Here is a 22,146-nt window from a genome sequence, read left to right as displayed (position 1 = left end):
CCGACTGGTATTCAGTGGTATGGTCGATCGACGGACCCCGGAGGAAGGCCCCCGATGACCGAAGACCTCGCTGCCGTGAGCGGCGACGGCCCCGCCCCCCTCTGGGCCCGGGCGGCCGACCGCATCCGCGAGGAGATCGCCCGCCGGTCCCTCGGCCCCGGCAGCCGGCTCCCGGCCGAGCGCGAGCTCTGCGCCCGGCTCGACGTTTCACGTGTGACATTGCGCCGTGCACTGTCACACCTCGTGGACCTCGGCCTGGTCACCGCCTCCCACGGCCGCGGCTGGTTCGTCGCCGCACCCGCGCCGGTCGCCCCGGCCCGCGACTGGCCCCAGCACCTGGAGTCCTTCACGGCCACCGCCCGCCGCAAGCACATGCGGCCCGGCTCGGTCGTGCTGCGCAACGCCCTCGCGGGCGCCACCCTCGACGAGGCCGAGCGGCTCGGCGTGGTCGCCGGCACCCCCCTGCTCCACCTGGAGCGCGTACGGACCCTCAACGACGTGCGCGTCGCCCTCGACCACACCCTGCTCGTCGCCGACCTCGCCCCGGACCTCCCGGGCGTCGACTTCACCCACGCCTCGCTCTACGAGGAGGTGCGCCGCTGGGGCGTCGAGCCGTACCGCGCCGAGGCCACCATCGAGGCGCGCACCGCCGACGAGGAGCTCGCCGGCCACCTCGCCGTCGCGCCGGGCGCGCCCGTGCTCGTACTCGACCAGCTCGTCCTCACCCGCGACGACCGGCCGGTGCTCCTGTCCACCGTCCGCTACAGCGGCGACCGCTACCGGCTGCGCACCACCCTGAAGACAGACTGACACCGGCGGCGTCAGTCGATGGGCAGCCCGCGGGGCTCCTTCACCCGCTTCATGATGATCTGCGAGTTGACCTCGGTGACCCCGTCCAGCGCCGTGAGCCGCTCGATCCACAGCTGCTCGTACGCCGCCAGGTCGGCGACCGCGATGCGCAGCAGGCAGCCCGGGCTGCCGAACAGCCGGTACGCCTCGATCACGTCGGGGATGTCCCGCAGGGCCTCCTCGAAGGCCTCGACGGTCCGCCGGTCGCGGCGGACCTCGATCGAGACCAGCACCTCGAACCCGCGCCCCACGGCGTCCGGGTCGATCACCGCCCGGTAGCCCCGGATCACCCCGTCCTGCTCCAGCTGGCGCACCCGGCGCATGCAGGCGGAGGCGCTCAGGCCGATGCGCTGGGCCAGCTCCAGGTTGGTCAGACGGCCGTCGTTCTGGAGCTCGCGCAGGATGCTTCGGTCAATCCGGTCCATGACGCAATTATCGACGACATCGAGTGATCAAGAGCGGTCATTTTCGCAATCACATTGCGCGTGAACTGTCCTATCCTTGCGGCCGGCCACCCGGACCACCCCACGACGGCACCACCGAGGCAGACACACATGACGACGCGCGCACGCGACGACCGCCGGATCGTTCTCATCAGCACGGGCGGCACCATCGCCAGCCGCTGGCAGGGATCGGGCTACGCCGCCGACGCGGCCGGCGGCGACGTCCTGGCCAGCGCCGCCCTGCCCGACGGCCTCGCCGTCGAGGTCGTGGACCTGTTCAACGTCAACAGCTCCAACATGACCACCCGCCACCAGCTCGCCCTGCTGCGCACGGTCCACGAGACCCTGGCGGACCCCGGCGTCGACGGCATCGTCATCACCCACGGCACGGACACCCTGGAGGAGACCGCCTTCCTCCTCGACCTGCACCACGCCGACCCCCGCCCGGTGGTCCTCACCGGAGCCCAGCGCCCGTTCGGCACCGGCGACGGGGACGGCCCCTCGAACCTCAGCGACGCCCTCCAGGTCGCCGCGACCGTCCGCGGCCTCGGCGTCCTGGTGGTCTTCGACGGCATGGTCCACGGCGCCCGCGGCACCCTCAAGACCCAGACCCTGGCCGTCGACGCGTTCTCCGACCCCTCCGCCCCGCCGCTGGGCAAGGTCGGCTTCAGCCGCGTCGACATCCGCCGCAGCCCCGCCCGCCCGGAGGCCCTGCCGCTGCCGGCCGCCGCGTACGCCGCCGACTACGCGGCCGGGGACCTGCCGCGCGTCGACATCGTCACCCACCACAGCGACGCGGACCCGGTCCTCTTCGAGGCCGCCCTCGCCGCCGGCGCACAGGGCATCGTGCTGGTCGCCACCGGCGCGGGCAACGCCACCCCCGACTTCGTCGCGGCCGTCACCAAGGCGGTGGCCTCCGGGGTGCTCGTGGCCGTCACCACCCGGGTCCCCGCGGGACCGCTCGCCGAGCTGTACACCGGCGGCGGCGCCGTCGACCTGGCCGCGGCCGGCGCCCGGCTCACCGGTACGCTGCGCGCCGCCCAGGCCCGTATCGCCCTGCTCGCCGCGGCCCTCGCGACGCCGGACCGGGCCGAGCGCGCCGCCCTCATCGGGCCGCTGCTGACCGGGCCGGAGTCCGCCGGCGAAGCGTCCGTCGCGGCACCGGAGGCCGACGCGCTCACCGGATCCGACACCGTCCCCGAGGCCGACGCGGCCTGACCGGTCCCGGGCCCCGGCCGCGCCGCCGGCCGCGTCAGTCCCGCCCGGCCACGGGCACCTCGGCCACCACGTACGTCGCCGTGGTCGCGTCCGCCTCGGCCACGAGCGCGCCGCCCGGCGCCCACACGGCCGACCCGCCGCAGCCGGTCCACGGCCCGGCGGGGCCGACGTGGTTGGCCAGCACCACGTACATGCCCGTCGACCGCGCGATGCCCGGGTGGACGGTCGCGCGCTCCTGCACGCCGCCCCCGGTGCCGTACAGCGAACTGGCGAGGTGCACCCGGCAGCCGTCGGCGGCACCACGGCCGGTCAGGTCCGCGAAGTGGTTGTCGAAGCAGGTCGCGAGGGCGAACCCGGTCCCCCCGAGTGCGAAGCGGCCGTCCCGGTCGCCCGCCTCGAAGACACCGCGTTCCTGCTCGTACAGGTGCTGCTTGGCGTACGTGGTGAGCCGCTCGCCGTCCGGGCCGTACACCAGCGAGGCCAGCACCGGACGTGAACCACCGGTGCGCAGCGCGCCGTTGACGACCACGGCGGTGCCGAGCCCGCGCAGCGGGTCCAGCCGCGGGTCGTCCGGCGTCACCCAGAGCGCGGGGTCCGCGGCCAGGGCGCCGAGCTCGTACCCGGTCAGGGCCAGCTCGGGGAAGACCACCAGCTCCGCCCCCTCGTCGCGCGCCGCGGTCGCGAGGGAGACGAGCCGGCGGACGTTGGCCGGCACGTCCGCCGGGACACAACTGAGCTGAGCTGCGGCGATCTTCATGCGCCCAGAGTGCCAGGGTGACCGGTCGCCACGGGGGCCGGGGCCGTGGTGCGGGCGGGGGCCGGGCCGTGGTGCGGGCCGGGGCTGCGGCGGGGGCCGGGGCCGTTGCGGGGGCCGGTGCCGTGGTGCGGGCGGGGGCCGTGCCCTGCCCGTACCCGGCTGCCAGGTCCGCGTCCCACCCATACCGGCCCGGGATCCCCTCCCGGGCCCGCAGCCACGAGGCCGGCACGCCGGCCGTGCCGGTCCGCGCCGCGACCACGCCGCCCGCGATGGCGCAGGTCGTGTCCCGGTCACCCCAGCCGCCGACCGTCTGCCAGAGCGCCGCGGCCAGGTCGTCCGGGTTCCCGGCCGCCGACCAGAGGGCGAACGGAACCGTGTCCTGGGCCGACAGCAGGCTGCCGGAGCCGAGCACCGAGGCCGCGTGCCGCACCGACGTCAGGCCGGGGAGGCCCGCCGCCACGAAGAGCCGCGACCGCACGTCGCTCCCGGGCACGTGGGAGGCGACCTCCCGCAGGAACTCGGCCCGGGGTACGGCCGCGTGGCCCGCGCCGGCCGCGGCCAGCGCGGCGGCGACGGACACGGCCACCGCACCCGCGACGGCCTCGGGATGGGCGTGGGTGGTCAGCGCGGACAGCCCGGCCTGCTCGGCCGCGGCCGCCAGGTCGTCCCGGAACCAGGCTCCCAGCGGCGCGACGCGCATGGCGGCTCCGTTGCCGTGGGACCCCTGGCCGCCGAACTGCCCGGTCGTCACGGTGCGCCAGTCCTCGCCCCGGCCGAACCTCTCCAGCACGCCGTGCATGGAGGGTCCGTACTTGCGGCCCGGGTCGCGGGCGTACTCCGCGGCGAAGTCCGTGGCCAGCAGGTCCGGACGCACCTCGCCGTGCACGGTCAGATGCGCGAACAGCACCAGCGCCATCGCCGAGTCGTCCGTCCAGTGCCACGGCGCGGGACGCGCCTCCCGCGCGGCCCACAGCGCCTCGGCGGGCTCGTCGGAGCGCAGGAACCACCGGTCCCCGAAGGCGTCCCCCAGGACGAGACCGTCGAGGCTCGCGTGGGCGTGGGCGTGGGCGTGGGCGAGCCGGAGCCACGGGTGGCGGGCGGCTGCCGCTGCGCGGCGCCGCCGGTCAGCGGCCCTTGCGTACGCGGGCGGCCCGCCGGGCCTCCGCGAGGGCGCGGGCCTCGCTCGTCTTGCGGGACTGGCCCTGGCGGCCGGAGCCGCCCGTCCCGATACCGCGGAACGCCGCGCCGCGTCCGGCCTTCGCGTCGTCCCCGGACCTCGTGCCGCCGCCGGGCTTCCCCGTACCGCCCGCCTTGCCGGAGCCGGCGGGCCTGCCCGTGCCGCCGGCTCCGCCCGTGGCCGGGACGGGCGGCCGTTTGGCGCCCGTGATGCGTGCCAGGTCGGGGGAGCCCGGGCCCACCTGAGTGACCGTCGCCCGGACCCCCGCGGCCGACAGCATCTCCTTCACCTCGCGCCGCTGGGCGGGCGTGACGAGCGTGACGACGCTGCCGGCCGCGCCCGCGCGGGCCGTACGGCCGCCGCGGTGCAGGTAGTCCTTGGGGTCGGTGGGCGCGTCCACGTTCACCACCAGTTCCAGGGCCTCGATGTGCAGGCCGCGGGCCGCCACGTCGGTGGCCACCAGTACGGTCACCTCGCCGTTGCGGAACTGCTCCAGCGTGTGGGTGCGCTGCGGCTGGGACTTGCCGCTGTGCAGCGCCGCCGCCTTGATGCCGGCGGCGCGCAGGTCGCGGGTGAAGCGGTCCACCCCGGCCTTGCTGGCCAGGAACATCAGCACCTGCCCGTCACGGGCCGCGATCTCGGTGGCCGTGACGTACTTCTCCGCGGCCGGGACGGTCAGCAGGTGGTGCTCCAGCGCGTCGGGCGCCCCCTCGGGTTCGTCGACGGCGGCCGGCACGGGGTCGTTGAGGTAGCGGTGGACGAGGTCGTCCACCTCGCCGTCGAGCGTGGCCGAGAACAGCATCCGCTGCCCGCCCGCCGGTACGCGGTCCAGCAGCTCGGTGACCTGGGGCCCGAACCCCATGTCGCACATCCGGTCCGCCTCGTCCAGCACCGTGATCCGCACCCGGTCCAGGTGGCAGTCGCGGCGCCCCACCAGGTCGGTGAGACGGCCGGGCGTGGCGATGACGACCTCGGCCCCGGCCCGCAGCTCCTTGACCTGGTGACCGGTCGACAGACCGCCGACCACCGTGGCGAGCCGCACCTTCAGCGCCCGCGCGTGGGGCTCCAGTGCCTGCGCGACCTGCTGCGCGAGCTCGCGGGTGGGTACGAGGACCAGCGCGAGCGGCCGCTTCGCCTCCGCCCGGCGGCCCGCCGTACGGGCCAGCAGCGCCAGGCCGAAGGCCAGCGTCTTGCCCGAGCCGGTGCGCGCCCGGCCGAGCACGTCCCGGCCGGCCAGCGCGTGCGGGAGGGTGGCCGCCTGGATCGGGAACGGCTCCGTGACGCCCGCCCCGGCCAGCGTGACCAGCAGCTCGGGCGGCAGCCCCAGCTCGCCGAACCCGGCGACGGGCGGGGCGGTGCCGTCCGTCGCGTCCGGGTGCGGGCGCTCGTCCTGGGCACCGGAACCGGCGTCGGCCTTCGCGTTCATGGGGAACCTTCCTCGATCGGGCGCCCGGAACGCACCGGGGCCCGTACCCCCTGGGTACGGGCCCCGACGTTCGAAGCGTGGGCCCATTTTACCAGCGGGCCGCCGCCGGACCGGCCCGCCGTACGATCGGCCGCACGGCTGGAGCGTGGGGAGCGTGCGGCGCGAGGGGAGCGGGCGGTGGCGATGCGGGCACGGCGGACGAGGGGTCCCGGACGGAGCCGGGGCCGACGGAGGTCCGGCCGGCGCACGAGCCGCGTGGGACGACGGGGTCGCGGCCGGTGGAGGCGTGGCTGGCGGAGGTGTGGGCGCGTACGCGCCTCGTCCAGGTGCTGGCCGGCGGCGAGGATGCGGGCCCGCTCGACGAGCGGCCGCTGCTGGGCTGGGTCGAGGACGCCGGGCCGCTGGCGGACCTGCGTTCCCTCGCGACGCTCGGCCGCTTCACCGGGGACGTGTGCCGCTGCCCCGGCGGGTTCACGCTGAGCCTGCACGACGCCGGGGGCGAGCCGCTCGGCCGGGCGAGCCTGCACGGCGTCGGCACCGTCTCCTGGGAGCGCGGCCGGTTCGGCGACGACCTGGAGGTGGCCGACCCGGTGGGGCTCGCGCTGCTGCTGGCCCGGCACGGGGCGCCGGACGTCGTCGCCCGCTTCTCCTCCCGGCTCGCGGTCGCGCTGGGGCTGCGCGAAGGTCGCCCGCAGTTCCGTCAGGCGGGCCCGGGCCCCCACGGCACCGGGCTGCTGGCCGGACGCGGCGTGCCGGAGGCGCTCCGGCCCGCACTGGCGGAACGCTCCGGATCCGACGCGGGCCGGCTGCCGGACGCGGACGTCGCCACGCTGCGGGACCGCCTCGTGGACTCCGTACCCGACCCGGTGGAGCGGACCCTGGCCCTGTTGGCCTGGCTGGGGCGCCTCCCCGACCCGATGGAGGCCGACTTCGGCGAGGGGCTCCTCGTACGCGCGCTCCTCGACGACCACCGGGTGCTGCCCACCCTGACCGCGCACGGCCGCCCGCCGGACCCCCACCTCGCCCTCGGCCTGCTGCGTTGGGCGGCCCGGGCACCCCTGGCGGGCCCGCAGGACGGCGCGGCCCTCGCCGGCCTGGTGGCCCCCGCGCTGCGCGAGCACCTGGCCTGACACCGCTTCACCCGCCTCGGCCGGGTCCCGGCCCCGCGCCCCGTCGCCGGGTGCCGGGGTGTCCCTCGCCCGGTGCGGGCCGGCACCTGTCGTCGGGTGCCGGGGCGTCCCGCGCCCGGTGCCGGAGCCCCGGTGCCGTGGCCGGTTCACCCGGTGGCGGTCAGGCGGCGCCGCAGCTCCTCCCCGGGGACGTCCTCCACGTGCGTCAGGAACACCCACAGGTGGCCCGAGGGGTCCCGCAGGACGGCGGTGCGGTCGCCGTGGAACATGTCCGTCGGCGGCTGCACGACCTCCGCTCCGGCGGCCGCCGCACGCTCCGCGAGCGCGTCGACGTCCGGGACGTACACGTGCAGCGTGACGGTCGTCCCGCCGCCCAGCGCGGCCGGCGAGGTGAAGGCGGCGCCCTCCGCCTCCGGGGTGCTCACGTCCCCGAGCATCAGCACCGAGCCGCCGATCGACACCTCGGCGTGCAGCACCCCGCCGCCGGGGGCGTCCAGACGGAAGTCCTCGCGGGCGCCGAACGCGCGCCGGTAGAAGTCGATCGCCGCGCCGGCGTCGGCGACCGCGATGTGCGGCACCACGGAGCGCAGGTAGCGGTCGGGCACCACGCCCGCGGCAGGCGCCGTGGCCGCTCCGGCCGCTCCCGCCTCTTCTGCCGGTGCGGTGGGTGCGGTGGGTGCGTTTGGTGCGGTCGTGGCGGTCCCGGCGGTGCCGGCGGGCTCGGGCAGGGTGTTGTCGGTCATCGGGGCGTTCCTTCCCTCGCGGCGCCCGCCGTCCGTCGGGAGCGCGGCCTCGACCGTAGGACCTCAAGCGCACTTGAGGTCAACGGGCGGGCGGGACCGGCCGGCAGGGCGCCGTTCGGGCGTCGGCCGGGCGTCGGGCGGCCGTCGACCACCCCGCCCAACGCACGTCACCGTCACACCCGTTCACACTCCCGCAACGCTCGTCCCAGGATGTGAACGTTCCAGGCGGCGGCCTGGACAGACCCACCCGGGCACTGCGAACCTCCGGCCATGCGTCTCACCCACCCCGTTCTCCGCCGTCTCGCCTGCGCCGCCGCACTCGCCCTCGCCACCGCGACGGCCTGCGCCCCGCAGCCCGAGCCCCAGGACCCCAAGGCCGCGCCCTCCGCCACCGGCACCCAGGGCGCCTGCGCGAAGGGCACGCTCGCGACCCGGCAGTCGGGCAGGCTGACCATCGGCACGGACAAGCCGGCCTACGCGCCCTGGTTCCAGGACGACGCCCCGTCGAACGGCAAGGGCTTCGAATCCGCCGTGGCGTACGCGGTGGCCGAACGCCTCGGCTTCGCGCGCTCCGACGTCACCTGGACCACCGTCCCCTTCAACAGCTCCTTCGCGCCCGGCGCCAAGACCTTCGACTTCGACGTCAACCAGGTCTCGATCAGCGACGACCGGCGCAAGGCCGTGGACTTCTCGTCCGGCTACTACGACGTCCGGCAGGCCGTGATCGCCCTCAAGACCTCGAAGGCGGCCGGCGCGAAGACCCTCGCCGACCTCAAGTCGGCCAAGCTCGGCGCCCAGGTGGGCACCACCAGCCTCGACGTGATCAACGAGCAGATCAAGCCGGCGCAGCAGCCCGCGGTCTTCCAGAAGAACGACTTCGCGAAGGCCGCCCTGGGCAACGGCCAGGTCGACGCCATCGTCGTGGACCTGCCCACCGCCTTCTACATCACCTCCGCCGAGGTGCCCGAGGCGAAGATCGTGGGCCAGTTCGAGCCCACCGCCGGCGAGCCGGAGCAGTTCGGCCTCGTCCTGGACAAGGGCAGCCGCCTCACCGCCTGCGTCAGCGCCGCCGTCGACGGCCTGCGCGAGGACGGCACCCTGGCCGCGCTCGAGAAGCAGTGGCTGTCCGACGCGGCCGCCGCGCCGGTGCTGAAGTGAGCCTGAAGGACGGGGGAACGACGGACGGGGGAACGACGGACGGGGGAACGAAGGACGGGGGAACGACGGACGGCGCGGATGCCGCGACCGGCATCCCCGCCCCGCAGGACCCCCCGAGCGCCCCGCACACCCGGCACGCACCCCAGGACCCCGACGACCCCTCCGACGGCTACGTCCCCTCCGCCCGCCGCATCGAACGCGAGCGGATACGCCGGGCCCGCGCCCGCCGGGCCGCCCTGGTCGCCACCGCCTCCACCCTGCTCACCGGCGCCGTGCTCGTCCTGGTCGTCGTCAACTCGCCCGGCTGGCCCCGGACCCGCGCCACCTTCTTCGACCTGCACTACGCCCGCGAGGCGCTCCCGGCCGTCCTCCAGGGCCTGTGGCTGAACATCCGCCTCCTGGTGGTCTGCGGCTCGGCCGCCCTGGTCCTGGGCATGCTCATCGCCGTCGCCCGCACCCTGAAGGGCCCCGTCCTGCTGCCCCTCCGGGTGCTGGCGGCCGCGTACACCGACTTCTTCCGCGGCCTGCCGCTCATCATCAACATCCTCAGCATGGTCCTCGGCGTGCCGGCCCTCCGGCTCCAGGGTGTCCCCACCGACCCCGTGGTCCTCGCCGGGATCGCGCTGGTCGTCACGTACTCCGCCTACCTCGCCGAGGTGTTCCGGGCCGGCATCGAGTCCGTCCACCCGTCCCAGCGCGCCGCCGCCCGCTCGCTCGGCCTGTCCGGCCTCCAGACCCTGCGGTACGTGGTCCTGCCGCAGGCCGTACGGCGTGTCGTCCCCCCGCTCCTCAACGATCTGGTCTCCCTCCAGAAGGACACCAGCCTGGTCTCGATCGGCGGGGTGGTCGAGGCCGTGTACGCCGCGCAGATCGTCGTCGGCAAGGAGTTCAACTTCACCCCGTACGTCGTCGCCGGGCTGATCTTCGTCGCGATCACCATCCCGATGACCCGGTACACCGACTGGATCACCGCCCGGACCGAACGCCGCCGCGCCCAGGGAGGCCTCGTATGACCGCCACCAACGCGCACCCGACCGCCGGCGATGCGCACCCGACCCCCGCCGACGCGCACCCGGAACCGGTGCTCCGCTTCGAGTCGGTCCGCAAGACCTACGGGCGCGAGGGCACCGGCACCCCGGTGCTGCGCGACGTCACCCTCGACGTGGCGCCGCACACCGTGACCGCCCTGATCGGCGCCTCCGGCTCGGGGAAGTCCACGCTGCTGCGCTGCGCCGCGCTGCTGGAGGACATCGACGACGGGGCGATCCTGCTGGACGGGCAGGACATCACCGACCCGCGCGCCGACGCGGACGCGGTGCGGCGGCGGATCGGCGTCGTCTTCCAGGCGTACAACCTCTTCCCGCACATGACCGTCCTCGACAACGTCACGCTCGCCCCGCGGCGCGTCCACCGCCTCCCGCGCGCCGAGGCGGAGGACCGGGCCAGGGAACTCCTGGAGCGCCTCGGCCTCGGCGACAAGGCGGACGCGTACCCGGACCGCCTCAGCGGCGGGCAGCAGCAGCGCGCCGCCATCGTCCGCGCCCTCGCCGTCCGCCCCCGGCTGCTCCTGCTGGACGAGATCACCGCGGCCCTGGACCCGGAGCTGGTCGGAGAGGTCCTGACCGTCGTACGCGGCCTCAAGGACGAGGGCATGACGATGGTCCTGGCCACGCACGAGATGGCCTTCGCCCGCGAGGTCGCCGACCAGGTGTGCTTCCTGGACGGCGGCGTGGTCCGCGAACGCGGCACCCCGCACCAGGTCCTGGACCACCCCACGGAACCCCGCACCCGCCGCTTCCTCCACCGCCTCACCCCCTCCGCGTAGGACTTGCCCGGCCGATCACGGGTGCGGGTCGTGGCGTTCGCAGACGGTCTTCCACGTCCCGAACCACGATCCCTACTCCGTGACGAAGGGTGCGTATCCCACCGGGACCTCGCTCACCTGGAGGTCTGGTGCACGACGGCGTGATCGAAGGTCTCGTCCAGCAGCTGCTCAAGTGCGGCGGTGTCCATGCCTTCCTTCTACCTCACTCGCCCGGACAGGTCCCAGCCGCCGCGGTCGCTACGACTCCGGCCAGGCTTCGGGGTTGCGGTGGTGGCTGGTGTGGCCGGCGGCCAGGGCCGTGCGGAGCGGGGCGAGGTGCCGGGTGTCCTCCGGGAGGGACAGGCGTGAGAGCAGGGCCAGTGCCGGGGCGGGGCGGAGGTCGCCGTACAGGTCGTGGTAGCTCGTGAGGATGCCGCGGAACACGGCCGGGTGCAGCTCGGGGACCAGCGCGGCCGCCTCGTACGCCGCCTCCTTGACCGGCCACGGGACCGGGCCCGAGCACTCCAGTACGTGCCGGGCCCGGTTGAGCAGCCCGGGCCCGGCCGTACCGTCGGCCAGCCGGCCGGCGTCGCGGCCCAGCACCTCGTGGAAGGCGGTGGCCGAGGTGGCGCGGTCCTCGAACCAGTCGACCCAGAGGGAGTACGTGACCGCCTCCGCGGCCTCGGTCCCCTCCAGGCGCCGCCGGTACCCCTCCCACAGCGGGCCCGTGGGCAGCGGGCCGTGCGGGCCCCGGTCCACGAGGTGGAACTCCCAGGCCACGCGGTAGTCGTCGAGGAGGTCGAGCAGCCCGAACGCCAGCCGTACCTGCTCCGCCGCGCTGAACCGCTCGTCGGTGAGGGCCAGCTCGGCCCACTCGTGCGCGACCTGGTTCGCGGTCAGCCGTCCGTCCGGGGTCCCGCCGTCCGTCCACGCGTCCTCGGCGACCTGGACCACCCCGTCCTCGGTCAGCCAGTGCCGGGCGTCCTCCCGTGCCTGCTCGTCCCGCCACGCCATCCGCCGCATCCGCCCAGTGTTCCCGAGGGTGGGTGGAGGCCCGGTGGCGGGGCGGTTCACCGTATTTCGGACGACCTTCGGCGAATTCCGGCCGGGGAATGAACCTCCGGAACCCGAACGCAGTCTCGTCTCTCGGTACGTGCCGGCCGGTTCGGAGCCACCGCGGTGACCGGGCCGCCGGCGTCCCGTCGAGACACAGGAGACCACCCCCCAATGAGCAAGATCCTGCCCGGCCGGCGCGCGCGCCGGATAGCCTCCCTCGGAGCCGCCGCGGCCGCCGCCCTGGCGCTCGTCGCGCCGGCCGCCACCGCGGCCGCCGCGGCCCCCGTCCCGCCCGCGGGCGGCGGCAAGGCGCCCGTCGGCATCATCGGCGGCAAGGAGCAGTCCGACGGCGCCTACCCGTGGATGGCCGCCCTGCTCTCCAAGGGCACCGCCAGCCCCGTGCAGCGCCAGTTCTGCGGCGGCAGCCTCATCAGCCCCGACGTGATCCTCACGGCGGCGCACTGCGTGACCGGCGCCAACGCCAAGCAGCTCGAGGTCACCGTCGGCCGCACCGTGCTGTCCAAGAAGAGCCAGGGCCAGCTGCGTTCGGTCCGCACCATCGTGTCCCACCCCCGCTACGTCAAGGGTGACGAGGCCTTCGACCTGGCGCTGCTCGAACTGGAGCGCCCGGTCACCGGCATCGTCCCCGTGAAGCTGCCCACCGCCGGCACCGACGCCCTGCTGCGCCCCGGCGCCAAGGCCAAGGTCATCGGCTGGGGCAACACCGACACCGACCTGACCCACTACCCCGACCGGCTGCGCGGGGTCTCGGTGCCGCTGCTGTCGCACCCCGAGTGCAAGGCCACGTACCCCGGCTACAACCAGGCCGTCAACGTCTGCGCCGGCGTCGAGGGCAAGGACTCCTGCCAGGGCGACAGCGGCGGTCCGCTGTTCCGCGTGGTGGCCGGCCGTACGTACCAGATCGGCATCGTCTCGTACGGCGAGGGCTGCGCCGAGCAGGGTGCGCCCGGCGTCTACGCCTCCACCAGCTCCGCCAAGCTGTGGAACACCCTCGCGGAGTCCCGTGAGGGCAAGCGGATGCTGAAGCTCCTGGGCCGCTGATCCCGGCCGCTCCCGTCCGCTGATCCCGTCCCCGCCGCACCGTCCGTACGCCGTCACGGCGGGGCGGTGCGGCGGGGCGGTGCGGCGGGCACCCGGCCCGCCCGTCCCCCCCGGCCGCGCTCCGGCTCAGCGGCCGTAGGCGTCGTGGCACAGGCGGGTGAGCGCGGGCGAGGTGATGCCCTGCGACTGCGCGCACAGCCGCGCCATGTCGACGCGTCCCGGCGCCCGGACCGGCGCGGGCCCGGGCCGCGGGCTGCGGACCGGCACGGCCCGCCGGGCCGGCTTCCGCCGCTGCTCGGGCCGCGCGGCGGCCGGGGCGGCCGGGCGGGCCCTGCGCGGGCGCTCCGCCTTCCGCGGCGGCGCCACGACCGGGTGACGCACCTGCCGGGGCGCACTGCTCCCAGCATGTACGGGCGGCTCCGCCGACAACTGCGGTACGGGCCCCCACTCCTCCCGCGCGGCCCCCGGCGTCTGGACCGCCACCGGCACGGGCGGCCGCCCCCGGGGCGCGGGACCTGCCGGCGGCACCCCACCGTCAGGCCCCACGGCCGTACATCCCGAACCGGCCAGCAACACGCACAGAACCAACGGCAGCAGAAGCGATCGACGCACCCGCCCCACCCTGGCGCAACCGCCCCCACACCGCGCCGATTTGCTCCCGTTGCCCCTCCAACGGGTGCCTTGGCAGCCTCGGTTGACGCCGACGACGAGGGGCGGGGGCGTGGCTCTCCGTATATCCGGCGAAGACCCTGCGTACGTACCGAAAGGGCGCTACGGTCTCAGTCCGACCGGCAGGGCACATGAACGACAGCAGGGGGACACGATGCTGCCTGAGGCGTTGACGGCATTGGCCGCAGCAGGGGGTGCCGCGGTGGTCCAGGCAGCGGGAAGCGATGCCTGGGAGGGACTGCGCAGCCGGCTGGCGCGGTGGTTCGGGCGCGGGGATGAGTCACGCGAACGCGGAGAGCTGGAGCGGTTGGACCGCAGCGCGGCCGCCCTGGCTGCCACCGACGCCGGCACCGCAGAGCAGGTGCGGACACGGCAGGAAGCCGTGTGGCAGACCCGCATCGAGGCGGTGCTCGAAGACATGGGCGACGACGAGCAGCGCGCCCGGGCCGCCACAGAGCTGGAGCAGCTGCTGAAGGAGGCCGCGTCGGCGTCCTCCGGTGGTGTCGGTCTCGTGTCCGGAAACACCTTCCACGGCCATACCGCCTTCCAGGCAGGCAACCACAACCGACAGGACGTCCGCTTCGGCCCCCAGGCATGACTCACCCGGAACCGGGCGCAGGGGACGGAGTGCGCGGCAACGCCTTCCACGGCCCAGCCGCGTTCCAGACCGGGCCCTTCTCGACCCAGCACGTCCAGTTCGTGTACCAGTGGAAGCCTGCCTACCGGATCGAGGGCTTCCCCGCCGACCCCCGTCCGGTACGGGCCCGGGTGCTGGCCGAGCAGCCCTCCAGGCTGCTGCGGGCCGCCCATCAGGTCGTGCCCTTCACCGGCAGGCAGAAGGACCTCGGCGATCTGGCCCGCTGGCGCGACGATCCGGCGGACAGGTTCGCCGTCAGGCTCCTGCACGGCCCCGGAGGGCAGGGCAAGACCCGCCTCGCCGCCCACTTCGTCGGCCTGAGCCGCGCCGCGGGGTGGACTGTCTGGCAGGCGGTCGTCAACGAGACCGGTGCCGAACCGATCGCCACCGACCCGCCGTCCGAAGCGGGCAACGGGTTCCTCCTCGTGGTCGACTACGCCGAACGCTGGCCCGTCCCCGATCTGCGCAAGCTTCTGCAAGATCCACTCTGGCGCCGGACTGGCGCCCCGGTGCGCATCCTGCTGCTCGCCCGCCCGGCCGGGGGAATGGTGGGAGAACCTGGACACCTGGATCGGCGACGAGCTCGACATCCCGGCCGAACTCCACCCGCTGCCGCCACTGGCCGATCAGTCACGAGCACGCGCCGCCCTCTTCGTCCAGGCCCGCGACCGCTTCGCCGACCACCTCGGCCTGCCCGCGGACCGCGCCGCCCGCATCGGCCCGCCCCTGGACCTGGACACCGAGGACGATTACGCCCAGGTCCTGACCATCCACATCGCCGCTCTGGCCGCCGTTGACGCCGCCCTCCGTGGCGAGGCCGCCCCCACCAACCCCGCCCGTGCCTCCGCCTACCTCCTCAAACGCGAACGCGCCCACTGGAGCGCCCTGCACCAGCGCGCCTCCCAGCCGCTGAGCACCAGCCCTGAGGCGATGGGCCGCACGGTACGGACCGCCACCCTCACACGCCCCCTGGCGCGCTCCCACGGCTGGAGTGCTCTCCGCCAAGTCGGGCTCGCCGACTCCACGGCCGCCGCCAACACCCTCCTGGACGACCACCGCTACTGCTACCCCGCTTCGTACACCGACCCCGCCCGTACCGTCACGGTGCTGGAACCGCTCTACCCGGACCGCCTGGGTGAAGACTTCCTCGGCCTTTCCACCCCGGCCCGCCCCGACGACCCCGGCGGCCCCCACCCGGTGCCCGGGGCGGCCACCGACGACTGGGCCCACGAAGCCGCCCACCGCCTCCTGGCCACCGAGGACCCGGGCGTGCCGACGCCGTGGACACGCGATGCGCTGGCGGTACTGATCGAAACGGCCCGCCGCTGGCCCCACGTCGCCACCGGCCAGCTCTACCCGCTGCTCAAGGCCCGGCCCGAACTCGCCCTGCACGCGGGCGGCACCGCCCTGGCCCGTCTGGCCGGTCTCGACACCCTCGACCTCACCGTCCTGGAAGCCATCGAGCCCCACCTCCCCGCGGGCCGACACACCGACCTCGACGTCGGCATCGCCGCCCTCACCGCCCGTCTGGCCCACCACCGCCTGGCCGGCACCGAGGACCCCTTGTCCCGCGCCCACGTCTACCAGAACCTCGCGACCCGCCGGCACTACGCCGGACTGCGCAGCGAGGCCCTCACGACCGGCCGAGATGCCGTGCGAGCCTGGCACGACCTCACCCGCACCCACCCCGGACACGCCCCCAACCTCGCCGGCGCGTTGTCCAACCTCGGCATCGGGCTGTCGGGGGTGGGGCGGCGGGAAGAAGCCTTGGCTGTCACCGAGGAGGCTGTGGCGATCCAACGGCGGTTGGCGGCAGCCGACGCGGCCGACTACGAGCCCCACCTTGCCGGCGCGCTGACCAACCTCGGCGCTCGGCTGCTGGAAGTGGGGCGGCGGGAGGAGGCCTTGGCTGCCACCGAAGAGGCAGTGGCGGTTTACCGGCGATTGGCGGCCAACGCGGCCGTCCACGAGCCGGACTTCGCCGTCTCGTTGTCCAATCTCGGTGCTCTCCTGGCGGAGGTGGGGCGGCGGGAGGAGGCTTTGGCTGTCAGCGAGGAGGCGGTGGCGGTTCACCGGAGGTTGGCGGCGGCCAACGCGGCTGCCTACGCGCCTGATCTTGCCGGCGCGCTGTCCAACTTGGGCAACCGCCTGTCGGGGGTGGGGCGGCGGGAGGAGGCTTTGGCTGCCACTGAGGAGGCGGTGGCGATCTACAGGCGGTTGGCGGCGGCCAACCGGGCTGCTCACGAACCCAACCTCGCCGGCACGTTGTCCAACCTCGGTGCTTTCCTGCTGGGTGAAGGGCGGCGGGAGGAAGCCTTGGCTGTGATTGAGGAGGCGGTGGAGGTCCGGAGGCGGTTGGCGGCTCTCAACTCCGCCGCCCACTCACCCGACCTCGCCAACTCGCTGACCATCTTGGCCCTGCTACTGGCTTCCGGAGGTGATCTGTCTGGGGCGCTGAGTGCCGTAAGCGCTGCTGGGGCGTGCTACCAGCGTCACGTAGCAGCGATGCCCTCGCTCCTTCCGGCGCTCCGCGCGGTCGCGGGCCTGCAGGCGCAACTGCTGGACGCGCTCGAAAAGCCCCAGGATGCGGCGGCAGTGCGACGCTGGCTCAGGGAGAATCCTCTTCCATCGGATTCCTGCGAGTGACCATCTGAGGGATTTGGCTACAGGCCGCGGCGACTGTGTTCTCGTATGTCGTCATTTGTAGGACACTTCTCAAACTGAGCGAGACGAAGGTTCCCGTGGACACTTCGGGTGTGGTGTCCGCCGTTGGCGATGTGAAGATCCCGTAATCCTTCGAAGGTGCGAGGCGCAAGGCGCAAGGCACACCGGCCTACCGACGACGACCTGCCTCGCGACGGCCGCTGCGGGCCCCGTGACGGCGCCGGCAAGCCGCCCAGTCGTTGCCCGGGCTTGCGTTCTTCCGCCCCCGATCACGCAGTCGGCGGCGCAGGCGTGATCGCGTCGGCGGAGAGCGGGGTCTTGAAGGGGGCGACCTCGCGCGGACTATAGCAGGGAATCGTGTGCGTGTCCGGGTGTTTGTCGGATGGTGATGCAGTTGCCGCCGGGGGCGTCGGGCGGGACTAGCGTCCCGTCGCACCCCCCGGGACGGCGGTGCGTGGTGCACCCCGCCCGGTACCCGGAGCGAGGAGGGCACCGTGCTGCCACTGCGTCGACGGTCCATCAGCGGGCTGCCGGACACGACGAGACACGTGCTCGCCGGAGGTGTCGTCATCGGCGCCCTGGCGCTCACGCTGGTCGCGCTGCTGATCCCGGTGGACGCGTTCGGCGGGCGCTCCCCGGCCGCCGCCGCGACGGTCACCGGTGACGACGGGGCCGGCACGCTCAGCACGCCGTACGGACCGCTGACCGCCCAGGACCGGGACTTCGTCCGCCGGGTACGGCTCGCCGGCCTGTGGGAACTGCCCGCCGGCCGCCAGGCGATGCAACGCGGCGCCCGTGAATCGGTGCGCACCGTCGGGGAGCACCTGGTCGAGGGCCACACCGAGCTGGACCGGCGCGCCATCGAGACCGGCCAGGCGCTCGGCCTCGACCTGCCCAACCAGCCGAACGAGCAGCAGCAGGGCTGGCTCTCCGAGCTCGACCGGTCGCAGGGCGACGCGTACGAGCGCCTCTTCGTTCACCTGCTGCGCCAGGCGCACGGCAAGGTCTTCGCGCTCGTGGGGCAGATCCGGGCGCAGACCAGGAACTCCATGGTCCGCGCGCTCGCCACCGACGCCAACTCCACGGTCCTGGACCACATCACGGTCCTGGAGGACACCGGCCTCGTGGACTTCGAGGCGCTGGAGAGCGGCTCGACGCCCGGCGCCGGTGCCGCCACCGGACCCACCACCCCCATCCTCCCGACGAAGTGAAGTGATCGCATTGAGCCGACCGAGTCGACAGGGCCACAAACGCCCGCGGTTCCCCCGCAAGATCCTCGCCCTCACCGCCGTCCTGGCCCTCGGGGCGGGCGGGGCGACGTTCATCGCCCAGCAGGCGTCCGCAGGCATCGGCGACCGGGGGCAGGAACAGCAGCAGGGGCAGGAGGCGATACCCGGTCAGGACGGCACGGCGGTGGTGACGGCCACCATCGACTGCCCCGACGTGGGCGACCGGCTGCGCGACGTACCCGTCCAGGCCCGCGCCGAGGTCGACACGAACCTCGCCCAGCTCGACGCCCAGCTCGCCGACGCGTACGCCAAGCTGGCCGCGGGGCAGGCGGGGCAGGGTGCGGGCGAGGCGGGGCAGGGAGATCAGGCGGGGGAGGAGAGCCAGGCAGGGCAGGCCGGTCAGGCTGCCCGAGGCGGCGGTCAGGCGGGTCAGGAGGCGCGGCTGCTCGACGACCTCCAGCAGCAGCGGGAGGCGAGCATCGACCGCGTGGCGGACGCCATCGGCCGCTTCAGCCGGCGCCCCTCGGACATCGAGGGCCTCGGCGCCTGCACGATGAAGCAGGCCTCGGTGCAGTCCGACGCGGTCAAGACGGGCCAGGCGGAACAGGGCGGCTCCACGCCCCAGGCCCCCGCGGGCAGCCGGAGCGGGCCCTCGCGGCGCGACTTCGTCGCCATCACGACCGTACGGCCCAACGTCCGCCGCCCCGCGAACCGCAACGGCGCCTCCACCGGCTCGTTCTCCGTGTCCTGCGGGCGCAACAGGAACGGCCACTTCAACCCCGACAACGTGATCGTCGCGCCCGGCGTCAGCAACGGCGCGCACCACATGCACGACTACGTCGGCAACGTCTCCACCGACGCGTTCTCCACCAACGACAGCCTCGCCGCGGCCGGCACCACCTGCGCCAACGGCGACCAGTCCACCTACTACTGGCCGGTGCTGCGCCTGCGCGACGGCCGCCGTGAACGTGACGCGAACGCTCCCGGCGGCGGGCAGGACGCCAACGTCGGCACGATCCTCACCCCGAAGCAGGTCACCCTGCAGTTCAAGGGCAGCCCCGTCGGCAAGGTCACCGCGATGCCGCGCTTCCTGCGCATCATCACCGGCGACGCCAAGGCCTTCACCAACGGCACGGCCAACGCCAACGCGTCGTGGAGCTGCACGGGCTTCGAGAACCGGCAGCTGAAGGACAAGTACCCGGTCTGCCCGCGCGGCAGCGACGTGGTCCGCACCTTCACCTTCCAGAGCTGCTGGGACGGACGCAACATCGACAGCGCCAACCACCGCACCCACGTGGCCTTCGCCGCGGCCCGCGACGGCCGGTGCGGCAACGGCTTCACCGCCATCCCGCAGCTGGTGCAGCGGATCGTGTACAGCGTGCCGCCGGGGGCGCGGATCGCCGTCGACAGCTTCCCGGAGCAGCTGCACAAGGCCGTCACCGACCACGGGGACTTCATCAACGTGATGTCGGACGGGCTGATGGCCCGGGCGGTGCGCTGCATCAACGACGGGCGTGCCTGCCGCTAGCCGCCGGGGGCCGGCGGCCCCCTCACAGGCCCCCGGGGCGGACGCTCCCCCTCCCTGACGCCCGCGTCCGCCGCGGGCACGGTGCCGGTCCGAAGCCGACTTCGGGCCGGCACTGGTGTGTGTGGGGGGTGGGGTGGGGGAGGGTGGTGTGGGGGTGCGCGGGGGCCGGGGTGGGTGGTGTGGGGGTGTGCGGGGGCCGGGGTGGGTGGTGTGGGGGTGTGCGGGGGCCGGGGTGGGTGGTGTGGGGGTGTGCGGGGGCCGGGGTGGGTGGGTGTGGGGGTGGGGTCGGTGGTCAGCCGGTGCTTTCGGGTGATGTTCTGCTGCGCCGGTCCGCCGGGTTGCCGGAGCTTCGGGTGCCGCCGCCCGCCGGAGCTTCGGCGGGTGGGTCGTGTGGTGTGTGGGTCCCCTCGGTGCTTAACCCGTTGTGGCCTGCAGGCCCTGCGGCAGGCCCACCCCTGGGGCTTTGGGGCTTCGCCCTGGCCTTCGGCCACCCCAGGCCCGGGCCTGCCTCCGGTCCAGCCTGCCACAACGGGTCAAGCACCTGCCCCACACACCACACGACCCACCTGGGCGGCCAGGGGGTGTGCGGGGGAGTGGGGTGGGGGCGCCTCGGGGGGTACGGGGTGTACGGCGCCGGGGTGGTGCGTACGGCGGCGCTGCCGTGCCCAGACACACCGCGGCCCTTCCCCCGTCGGATGGGGGAAGGGCCGCGGCGCTGGGGGGTGGAACTCAGAGGCCGTTGACTCGGGCCATGCGGCCTGCTCCCACGGGCCGGAACTCGGTGGTGACGGGGCGCGGCCGACGGGCGGACCGGACGGGCTGGCGGCGCACCTGTGCCATCAGGCGCCGGCTGCGCAGGGCCATCTCCAGTTCGAAGCGGGTGCGCGGGTCGCGCAGGTCCGGCCCGAACAGCTTCTCCAGCTGGCGCATGCGGTAGCGCACCGTCTGCGGGTGCACGCTGAGGGCCTTCGCGGCCTCCGGCGCCCCTCCGCCCTCCAGCCAGGCCAGCAGCGTGACCTCCAGCCGCTCGCTCTGGCGCGGGGTGAGGTCGGCCAGCGGGCGGAGCCAGCGGGCCGCCAGCGCGTGTGCCAGGGGCTCGTCCTGGAGCAGCATCAGGGTGGACAGGTGGTCGTCGACGAACACCGGCCGCGGTTCACCGCCGGCCCGCGAGGGCGAGAGGGCCAGCAGCCGCATCGCCCAGCGAAGCGAGGACGCCGTGTCGCGCAGCGGCACGGCGTGGCCGACGGCCGCGAACCTGCCCCGCAGCAGCGGTTCCAGGGCGACGTGGTCGTCGTCGTCCGGGCTGGGGACCAGCAGGCACGGCTGGCCTCCCACCATGCCGGCGAGGGCGTCGTCCATCTCGGCGGCGAGCTGCTGGGTCTCCCCAGGCGTGGCCAGGGCGACGGCCCGTATCGCCGGCGGGAGCGGCCAGTCGGCGGCCGCGGCCAGTTCGGCCAGGTGGACGTCGGTGGGTCCGCAGTCGCCGACGGTCAGGGCGTTGAACAGCTCCTGCCGGGCCGGATCGGGGCCGGCCGACTCGTACGGGCCACCGTGCCCGAAGCCCCCGTGACCCGGAGCGCCCTGCCCCGGCGCTCCGTGCCCCGGTACGCCGTGACCGGGCGTCCCGTACTCGTCCCGCCGCGGGCGGGGGATGCGGATCGGCTCCCGGGCCGCCGGCGTGCCGGGCCCGTGGCCGGAGCCCTCGGAACCGCCGTCGTGTCCGCGCAGCCGGTCCTGGCCGTGGCGTGCCTCGTCCTCGTGGCGCCGGCCCGCGTGGTCCTCCCGTCCCGTGTGTTCCTCCCGGCTTCCGTGCTCGCCGCGGCCGAAGCCGCCGCTCCTGCGCATCTCCTCGTGCCCGTGGTGCCGGGAACGCCCGTCGTGCCGGTCGTCCTCGCGTGTCGCGTCGATCTCGTCCTCGCGGTTCTCGTGGTTCCCGCCGCTCCCGTGGTCCGCGTACCGGTCGCGGCCTCGCGGCCCGCCGTGCCCGTGTGCCTGCCGCGTACCCTCCGCGGCGGACGACGCCCGCCGCTCCGAGGGCGGCTGGTAGCCCAGTACGACGAGCAGGGCCTCCTCCAGTGCCTGCCTGAGCAGTTCGTCATCCATGTCTTCGGCGCCTGCCGGAAGCCCTGGGGTTCCTTGCAGCAGCTCCTCCGCCATCTTCCCTGCCAGCGCAGGGAGTTCCCTGCGCAGCACCCGCGTCCACTCGCCGCGTGGGCGGGACCAGATGCGGTTCAGAAGTTCGCACATCGCTACCTCGTTCCGTGCCGGGGTATGGTCCGCCGGGTGCTCACCCAGCGGGCCTGCCGAGGTCGGCTCCGCCACCGATCTCCTTGCACAGCAGCGGAGTTGAGACCCTCGTACTCCCTTCTGGAGGGTGTCCTCCTGGAACGGAATCCTCCGGGGCTACACGATGCCATGGCGACGCGCCCGCAGGAACTTGTCACATTTCGATAAATCCTGTGGAGACGTTGGGAAGCTCCACGATGCTTCTGCCACTCCGGCCCCGGCGCCTGGGTCCCCCAGCTCTGCCGCGCGGTACCGACCACGACCCCCGGGGTGCCGAGCCAGAGGTGGAGCCTCGGTACCCGGGCGCACA

18 protein-coding genes and 1 pseudogene are annotated in these 22,146 nt (G+C 74.5%); 11 read left to right on the top strand and 8 right to left on the bottom strand.

Annotated elements, in window-relative coordinates; all coding sequences use genetic code 11:
* The first annotated feature begins 54 nt into the window (after positions 1 to 54).
* Entirely contained in the window at positions 55 to 810 is a 756-nt protein-coding gene (locus ACIQUR_RS30770; RefSeq protein WP_403671321.1) for a GntR family transcriptional regulator, read from the top strand.
* Between the two features lie 11 nt (positions 811 to 821).
* Here ACIQUR_RS30770 and ACIQUR_RS30765 read toward each other — a convergent pair whose 3' ends face one another.
* The gene (locus tag ACIQUR_RS30765; RefSeq protein WP_403671318.1) at positions 822 to 1,274 is read right to left on the bottom strand and encodes an Lrp/AsnC family transcriptional regulator; all 453 of its coding nucleotides are present in this window, start codon (positions 1,272 to 1,274) and stop codon (positions 822 to 824) included.
* 129 nt (positions 1,275 to 1,403) lie between these two features.
* On the opposite strand from ACIQUR_RS30765, the gene ACIQUR_RS30760 reads away from it, so the two are divergent.
* Positions 1,404 to 2,510, top strand: a complete 1,107-nt coding sequence (locus ACIQUR_RS30760; protein ID WP_403671315.1) for an asparaginase — start codon at positions 1,404 to 1,406, stop codon at positions 2,508 to 2,510.
* A gap of 34 nt (positions 2,511 to 2,544) precedes the next feature.
* Here the strand turns inward: ACIQUR_RS30760 and ACIQUR_RS30755 are convergent, their stop codons facing one another.
* From ACIQUR_RS30755 to ACIQUR_RS30745, 3 genes and pseudogenes are all read right to left on the bottom strand, one after another.
* Positions 2,545 to 3,267, bottom strand: a complete 723-nt coding sequence (locus tag ACIQUR_RS30755; RefSeq protein ID WP_403671313.1) for a carbon-nitrogen hydrolase family protein — start codon at positions 3,265 to 3,267, stop codon at positions 2,545 to 2,547.
* 280 nt (positions 3,268 to 3,547) lie between these two features.
* Positions 3,548 to 4,267, bottom strand: a pseudogene (locus tag ACIQUR_RS30750) (ADP-ribosylglycohydrolase family protein); the annotation flags it as partial.
* A 124-nt stretch (positions 4,268 to 4,391) separates the two neighbouring features.
* Positions 4,392 to 5,870 carry a DEAD/DEAH box helicase gene (locus ACIQUR_RS30745; protein WP_403671310.1) on the bottom strand — a complete coding sequence of 493 codons (1,479 nt, stop codon included), beginning with the start codon at positions 5,868 to 5,870 and terminating at the stop codon, positions 4,392 to 4,394.
* 278 nt (positions 5,871 to 6,148) lie between these two features.
* Here ACIQUR_RS30745 and ACIQUR_RS30740 point away from each other — a divergent pair, with 278 nt between their 5' ends.
* Complete coding sequence (locus tag ACIQUR_RS30740; protein WP_403671307.1) at positions 6,149 to 7,000, top strand: hypothetical protein; 852 nt, start codon at positions 6,149 to 6,151, stop codon at positions 6,998 to 7,000.
* Positions 7,001 to 7,146: 146 nt separating this feature from the next.
* Here ACIQUR_RS30740 and ACIQUR_RS30735 read toward each other — a convergent pair whose 3' ends face one another.
* On the bottom strand, positions 7,147 to 7,743 hold the full coding sequence (locus ACIQUR_RS30735; RefSeq protein WP_403671304.1) for a VOC family protein: 597 nt from the start codon (positions 7,741 to 7,743) through the stop codon (positions 7,147 to 7,149).
* Between the two features lie 270 nt (positions 7,744 to 8,013).
* On the opposite strand from ACIQUR_RS30735, the gene ACIQUR_RS30730 reads away from it, so the two are divergent.
* The 3 genes from ACIQUR_RS30730 to ACIQUR_RS30720 all read left to right on the top strand — a co-directional run bounded on the left by ACIQUR_RS30730 (position 8,014) and on the right by ACIQUR_RS30720 (position 10,726).
* The gene (locus tag ACIQUR_RS30730) at positions 8,014 to 8,901 is read left to right on the top strand and encodes an ABC transporter substrate-binding protein (protein ID WP_403671301.1); all 888 of its coding nucleotides are present in this window, start codon (positions 8,014 to 8,016) and stop codon (positions 8,899 to 8,901) included.
* Between the two features lie 191 nt (positions 8,902 to 9,092).
* Positions 9,093 to 9,914, top strand: a complete 822-nt coding sequence (locus ACIQUR_RS30725) for an amino acid ABC transporter permease (RefSeq protein WP_403671512.1) — start codon at positions 9,093 to 9,095, stop codon at positions 9,912 to 9,914.
* Positions 9,911 to 10,726, top strand: a complete 816-nt coding sequence (locus tag ACIQUR_RS30720; protein ID WP_403671298.1) for an amino acid ABC transporter ATP-binding protein — start codon at positions 9,911 to 9,913, stop codon at positions 10,724 to 10,726. Before ACIQUR_RS30725 ends, ACIQUR_RS30720 begins: the two co-directional genes overlap by 4 nt.
* 237 nt (positions 10,727 to 10,963) lie before the next feature.
* On the opposite strand, the gene ACIQUR_RS30715 is transcribed toward ACIQUR_RS30720, so the two are convergent.
* Positions 10,964 to 11,728, bottom strand: coding sequence for a hypothetical protein (locus ACIQUR_RS30715; protein ID WP_403671295.1), 765 nt, complete (start codon positions 11,726 to 11,728; stop codon positions 10,964 to 10,966).
* Between the two features lie 204 nt (positions 11,729 to 11,932).
* On the opposite strand from ACIQUR_RS30715, the gene ACIQUR_RS30710 reads away from it, so the two are divergent.
* The gene (locus ACIQUR_RS30710) at positions 11,933 to 12,823 is read left to right on the top strand and encodes a S1 family peptidase (protein WP_403671292.1); all 891 of its coding nucleotides are present in this window, start codon (positions 11,933 to 11,935) and stop codon (positions 12,821 to 12,823) included.
* Between the two features lie 126 nt (positions 12,824 to 12,949).
* Here the strand turns inward: ACIQUR_RS30710 and ACIQUR_RS30705 are convergent, their stop codons facing one another.
* Positions 12,950 to 13,189, bottom strand: coding sequence for a hypothetical protein (locus ACIQUR_RS30705; RefSeq protein ID WP_403671289.1), 240 nt, complete (start codon positions 13,187 to 13,189; stop codon positions 12,950 to 12,952).
* Positions 13,190 to 13,646: 457 nt separating this feature from the next.
* On the opposite strand from ACIQUR_RS30705, the gene ACIQUR_RS30700 reads away from it, so the two are divergent.
* From ACIQUR_RS30700 to ACIQUR_RS30685, 4 genes are all read left to right on the top strand, one after another.
* Complete coding sequence (locus ACIQUR_RS30700) at positions 13,647 to 14,090, top strand: hypothetical protein (protein WP_403671286.1); 444 nt, start codon at positions 13,647 to 13,649, stop codon at positions 14,088 to 14,090.
* A gap of 408 nt (positions 14,091 to 14,498) precedes the next feature.
* Positions 14,499 to 16,775 (top strand): tetratricopeptide repeat protein, encoded by a 2,277-nt coding sequence (locus ACIQUR_RS30695; RefSeq protein ID WP_403671283.1) that lies wholly within the window; start codon positions 14,499 to 14,501, stop codon positions 16,773 to 16,775.
* Between the two features lie 512 nt (positions 16,776 to 17,287).
* Complete coding sequence (locus ACIQUR_RS30690; protein ID WP_403671281.1) at positions 17,288 to 18,004, top strand: DUF4142 domain-containing protein; 717 nt, start codon at positions 17,288 to 17,290, stop codon at positions 18,002 to 18,004.
* 10 nt (positions 18,005 to 18,014) lie between these two features.
* Entirely contained in the window at positions 18,015 to 19,550 is a 1,536-nt protein-coding gene (locus ACIQUR_RS30685; protein ID WP_403671278.1) for a DUF1996 domain-containing protein, read from the top strand.
* Between the two features lie 729 nt (positions 19,551 to 20,279).
* Here the strand turns inward: ACIQUR_RS30685 and ACIQUR_RS30680 are convergent.
* Positions 20,280 to 21,797 (bottom strand): helix-turn-helix domain-containing protein, encoded by a 1,518-nt coding sequence (locus ACIQUR_RS30680; protein WP_403671276.1) that lies wholly within the window; start codon positions 21,795 to 21,797, stop codon positions 20,280 to 20,282.
* Positions 21,798 to 22,146: the final 349 nt, after the last annotated feature.

This window comes from Streptomyces sp. NPDC101132 (assembly GCF_044759225.1).
In the GTDB taxonomy this organism is placed as follows: domain Bacteria; phylum Actinomycetota; class Actinomycetes; order Streptomycetales; family Streptomycetaceae; genus Streptomyces.
This window is presented reverse-complemented; position numbering and strand designations above follow the sequence as displayed.

Coding starts and splice junctions, on each gene's coding strand:
- ACIQUR_RS30770 (WP_403671321.1), top strand. CDS start 55: ATGACCGAAGACCTCGCTGCCGTGAGCGGCGACGGCCCCGCCCCCCTC.
- ACIQUR_RS30765 (WP_403671318.1), bottom strand. CDS start 1,274: ATGGACCGGATTGACCGAAGCATCCTGCGCGAGCTCCAGAACGACGGC.
- ACIQUR_RS30760 (WP_403671315.1), top strand. CDS start 1,404: ATGACGACGCGCGCACGCGACGACCGCCGGATCGTTCTCATCAGCACG.
- ACIQUR_RS30755 (WP_403671313.1), bottom strand. CDS start 3,267: ATGAAGATCGCCGCAGCTCAGCTCAGTTGTGTCCCGGCGGACGTGCCG.
- ACIQUR_RS30745 (WP_403671310.1), bottom strand. CDS start 5,870: ATGAACGCGAAGGCCGACGCCGGTTCCGGTGCCCAGGACGAGCGCCCG.
- ACIQUR_RS30735 (WP_403671304.1), bottom strand. CDS start 7,743: ATGACCGACAACACCCTGCCCGAGCCCGCCGGCACCGCCGGGACCGCC.
- ACIQUR_RS30730 (WP_403671301.1), top strand. CDS start 8,014: ATGCGTCTCACCCACCCCGTTCTCCGCCGTCTCGCCTGCGCCGCCGCA.
- ACIQUR_RS30720 (WP_403671298.1), top strand. CDS start 9,911: ATGACCGCCACCAACGCGCACCCGACCGCCGGCGATGCGCACCCGACC.
- ACIQUR_RS30715 (WP_403671295.1), bottom strand. CDS start 11,728: ATGCGGCGGATGGCGTGGCGGGACGAGCAGGCACGGGAGGACGCCCGG.
- ACIQUR_RS30710 (WP_403671292.1), top strand. CDS start 11,933: ATGAGCAAGATCCTGCCCGGCCGGCGCGCGCGCCGGATAGCCTCCCTC.
- ACIQUR_RS30700 (WP_403671286.1), top strand. CDS start 13,647: ATGCTGCCTGAGGCGTTGACGGCATTGGCCGCAGCAGGGGGTGCCGCG.
- ACIQUR_RS30680 (WP_403671276.1), bottom strand. CDS start 21,797: ATGTGCGAACTTCTGAACCGCATCTGGTCCCGCCCACGCGGCGAGTGG.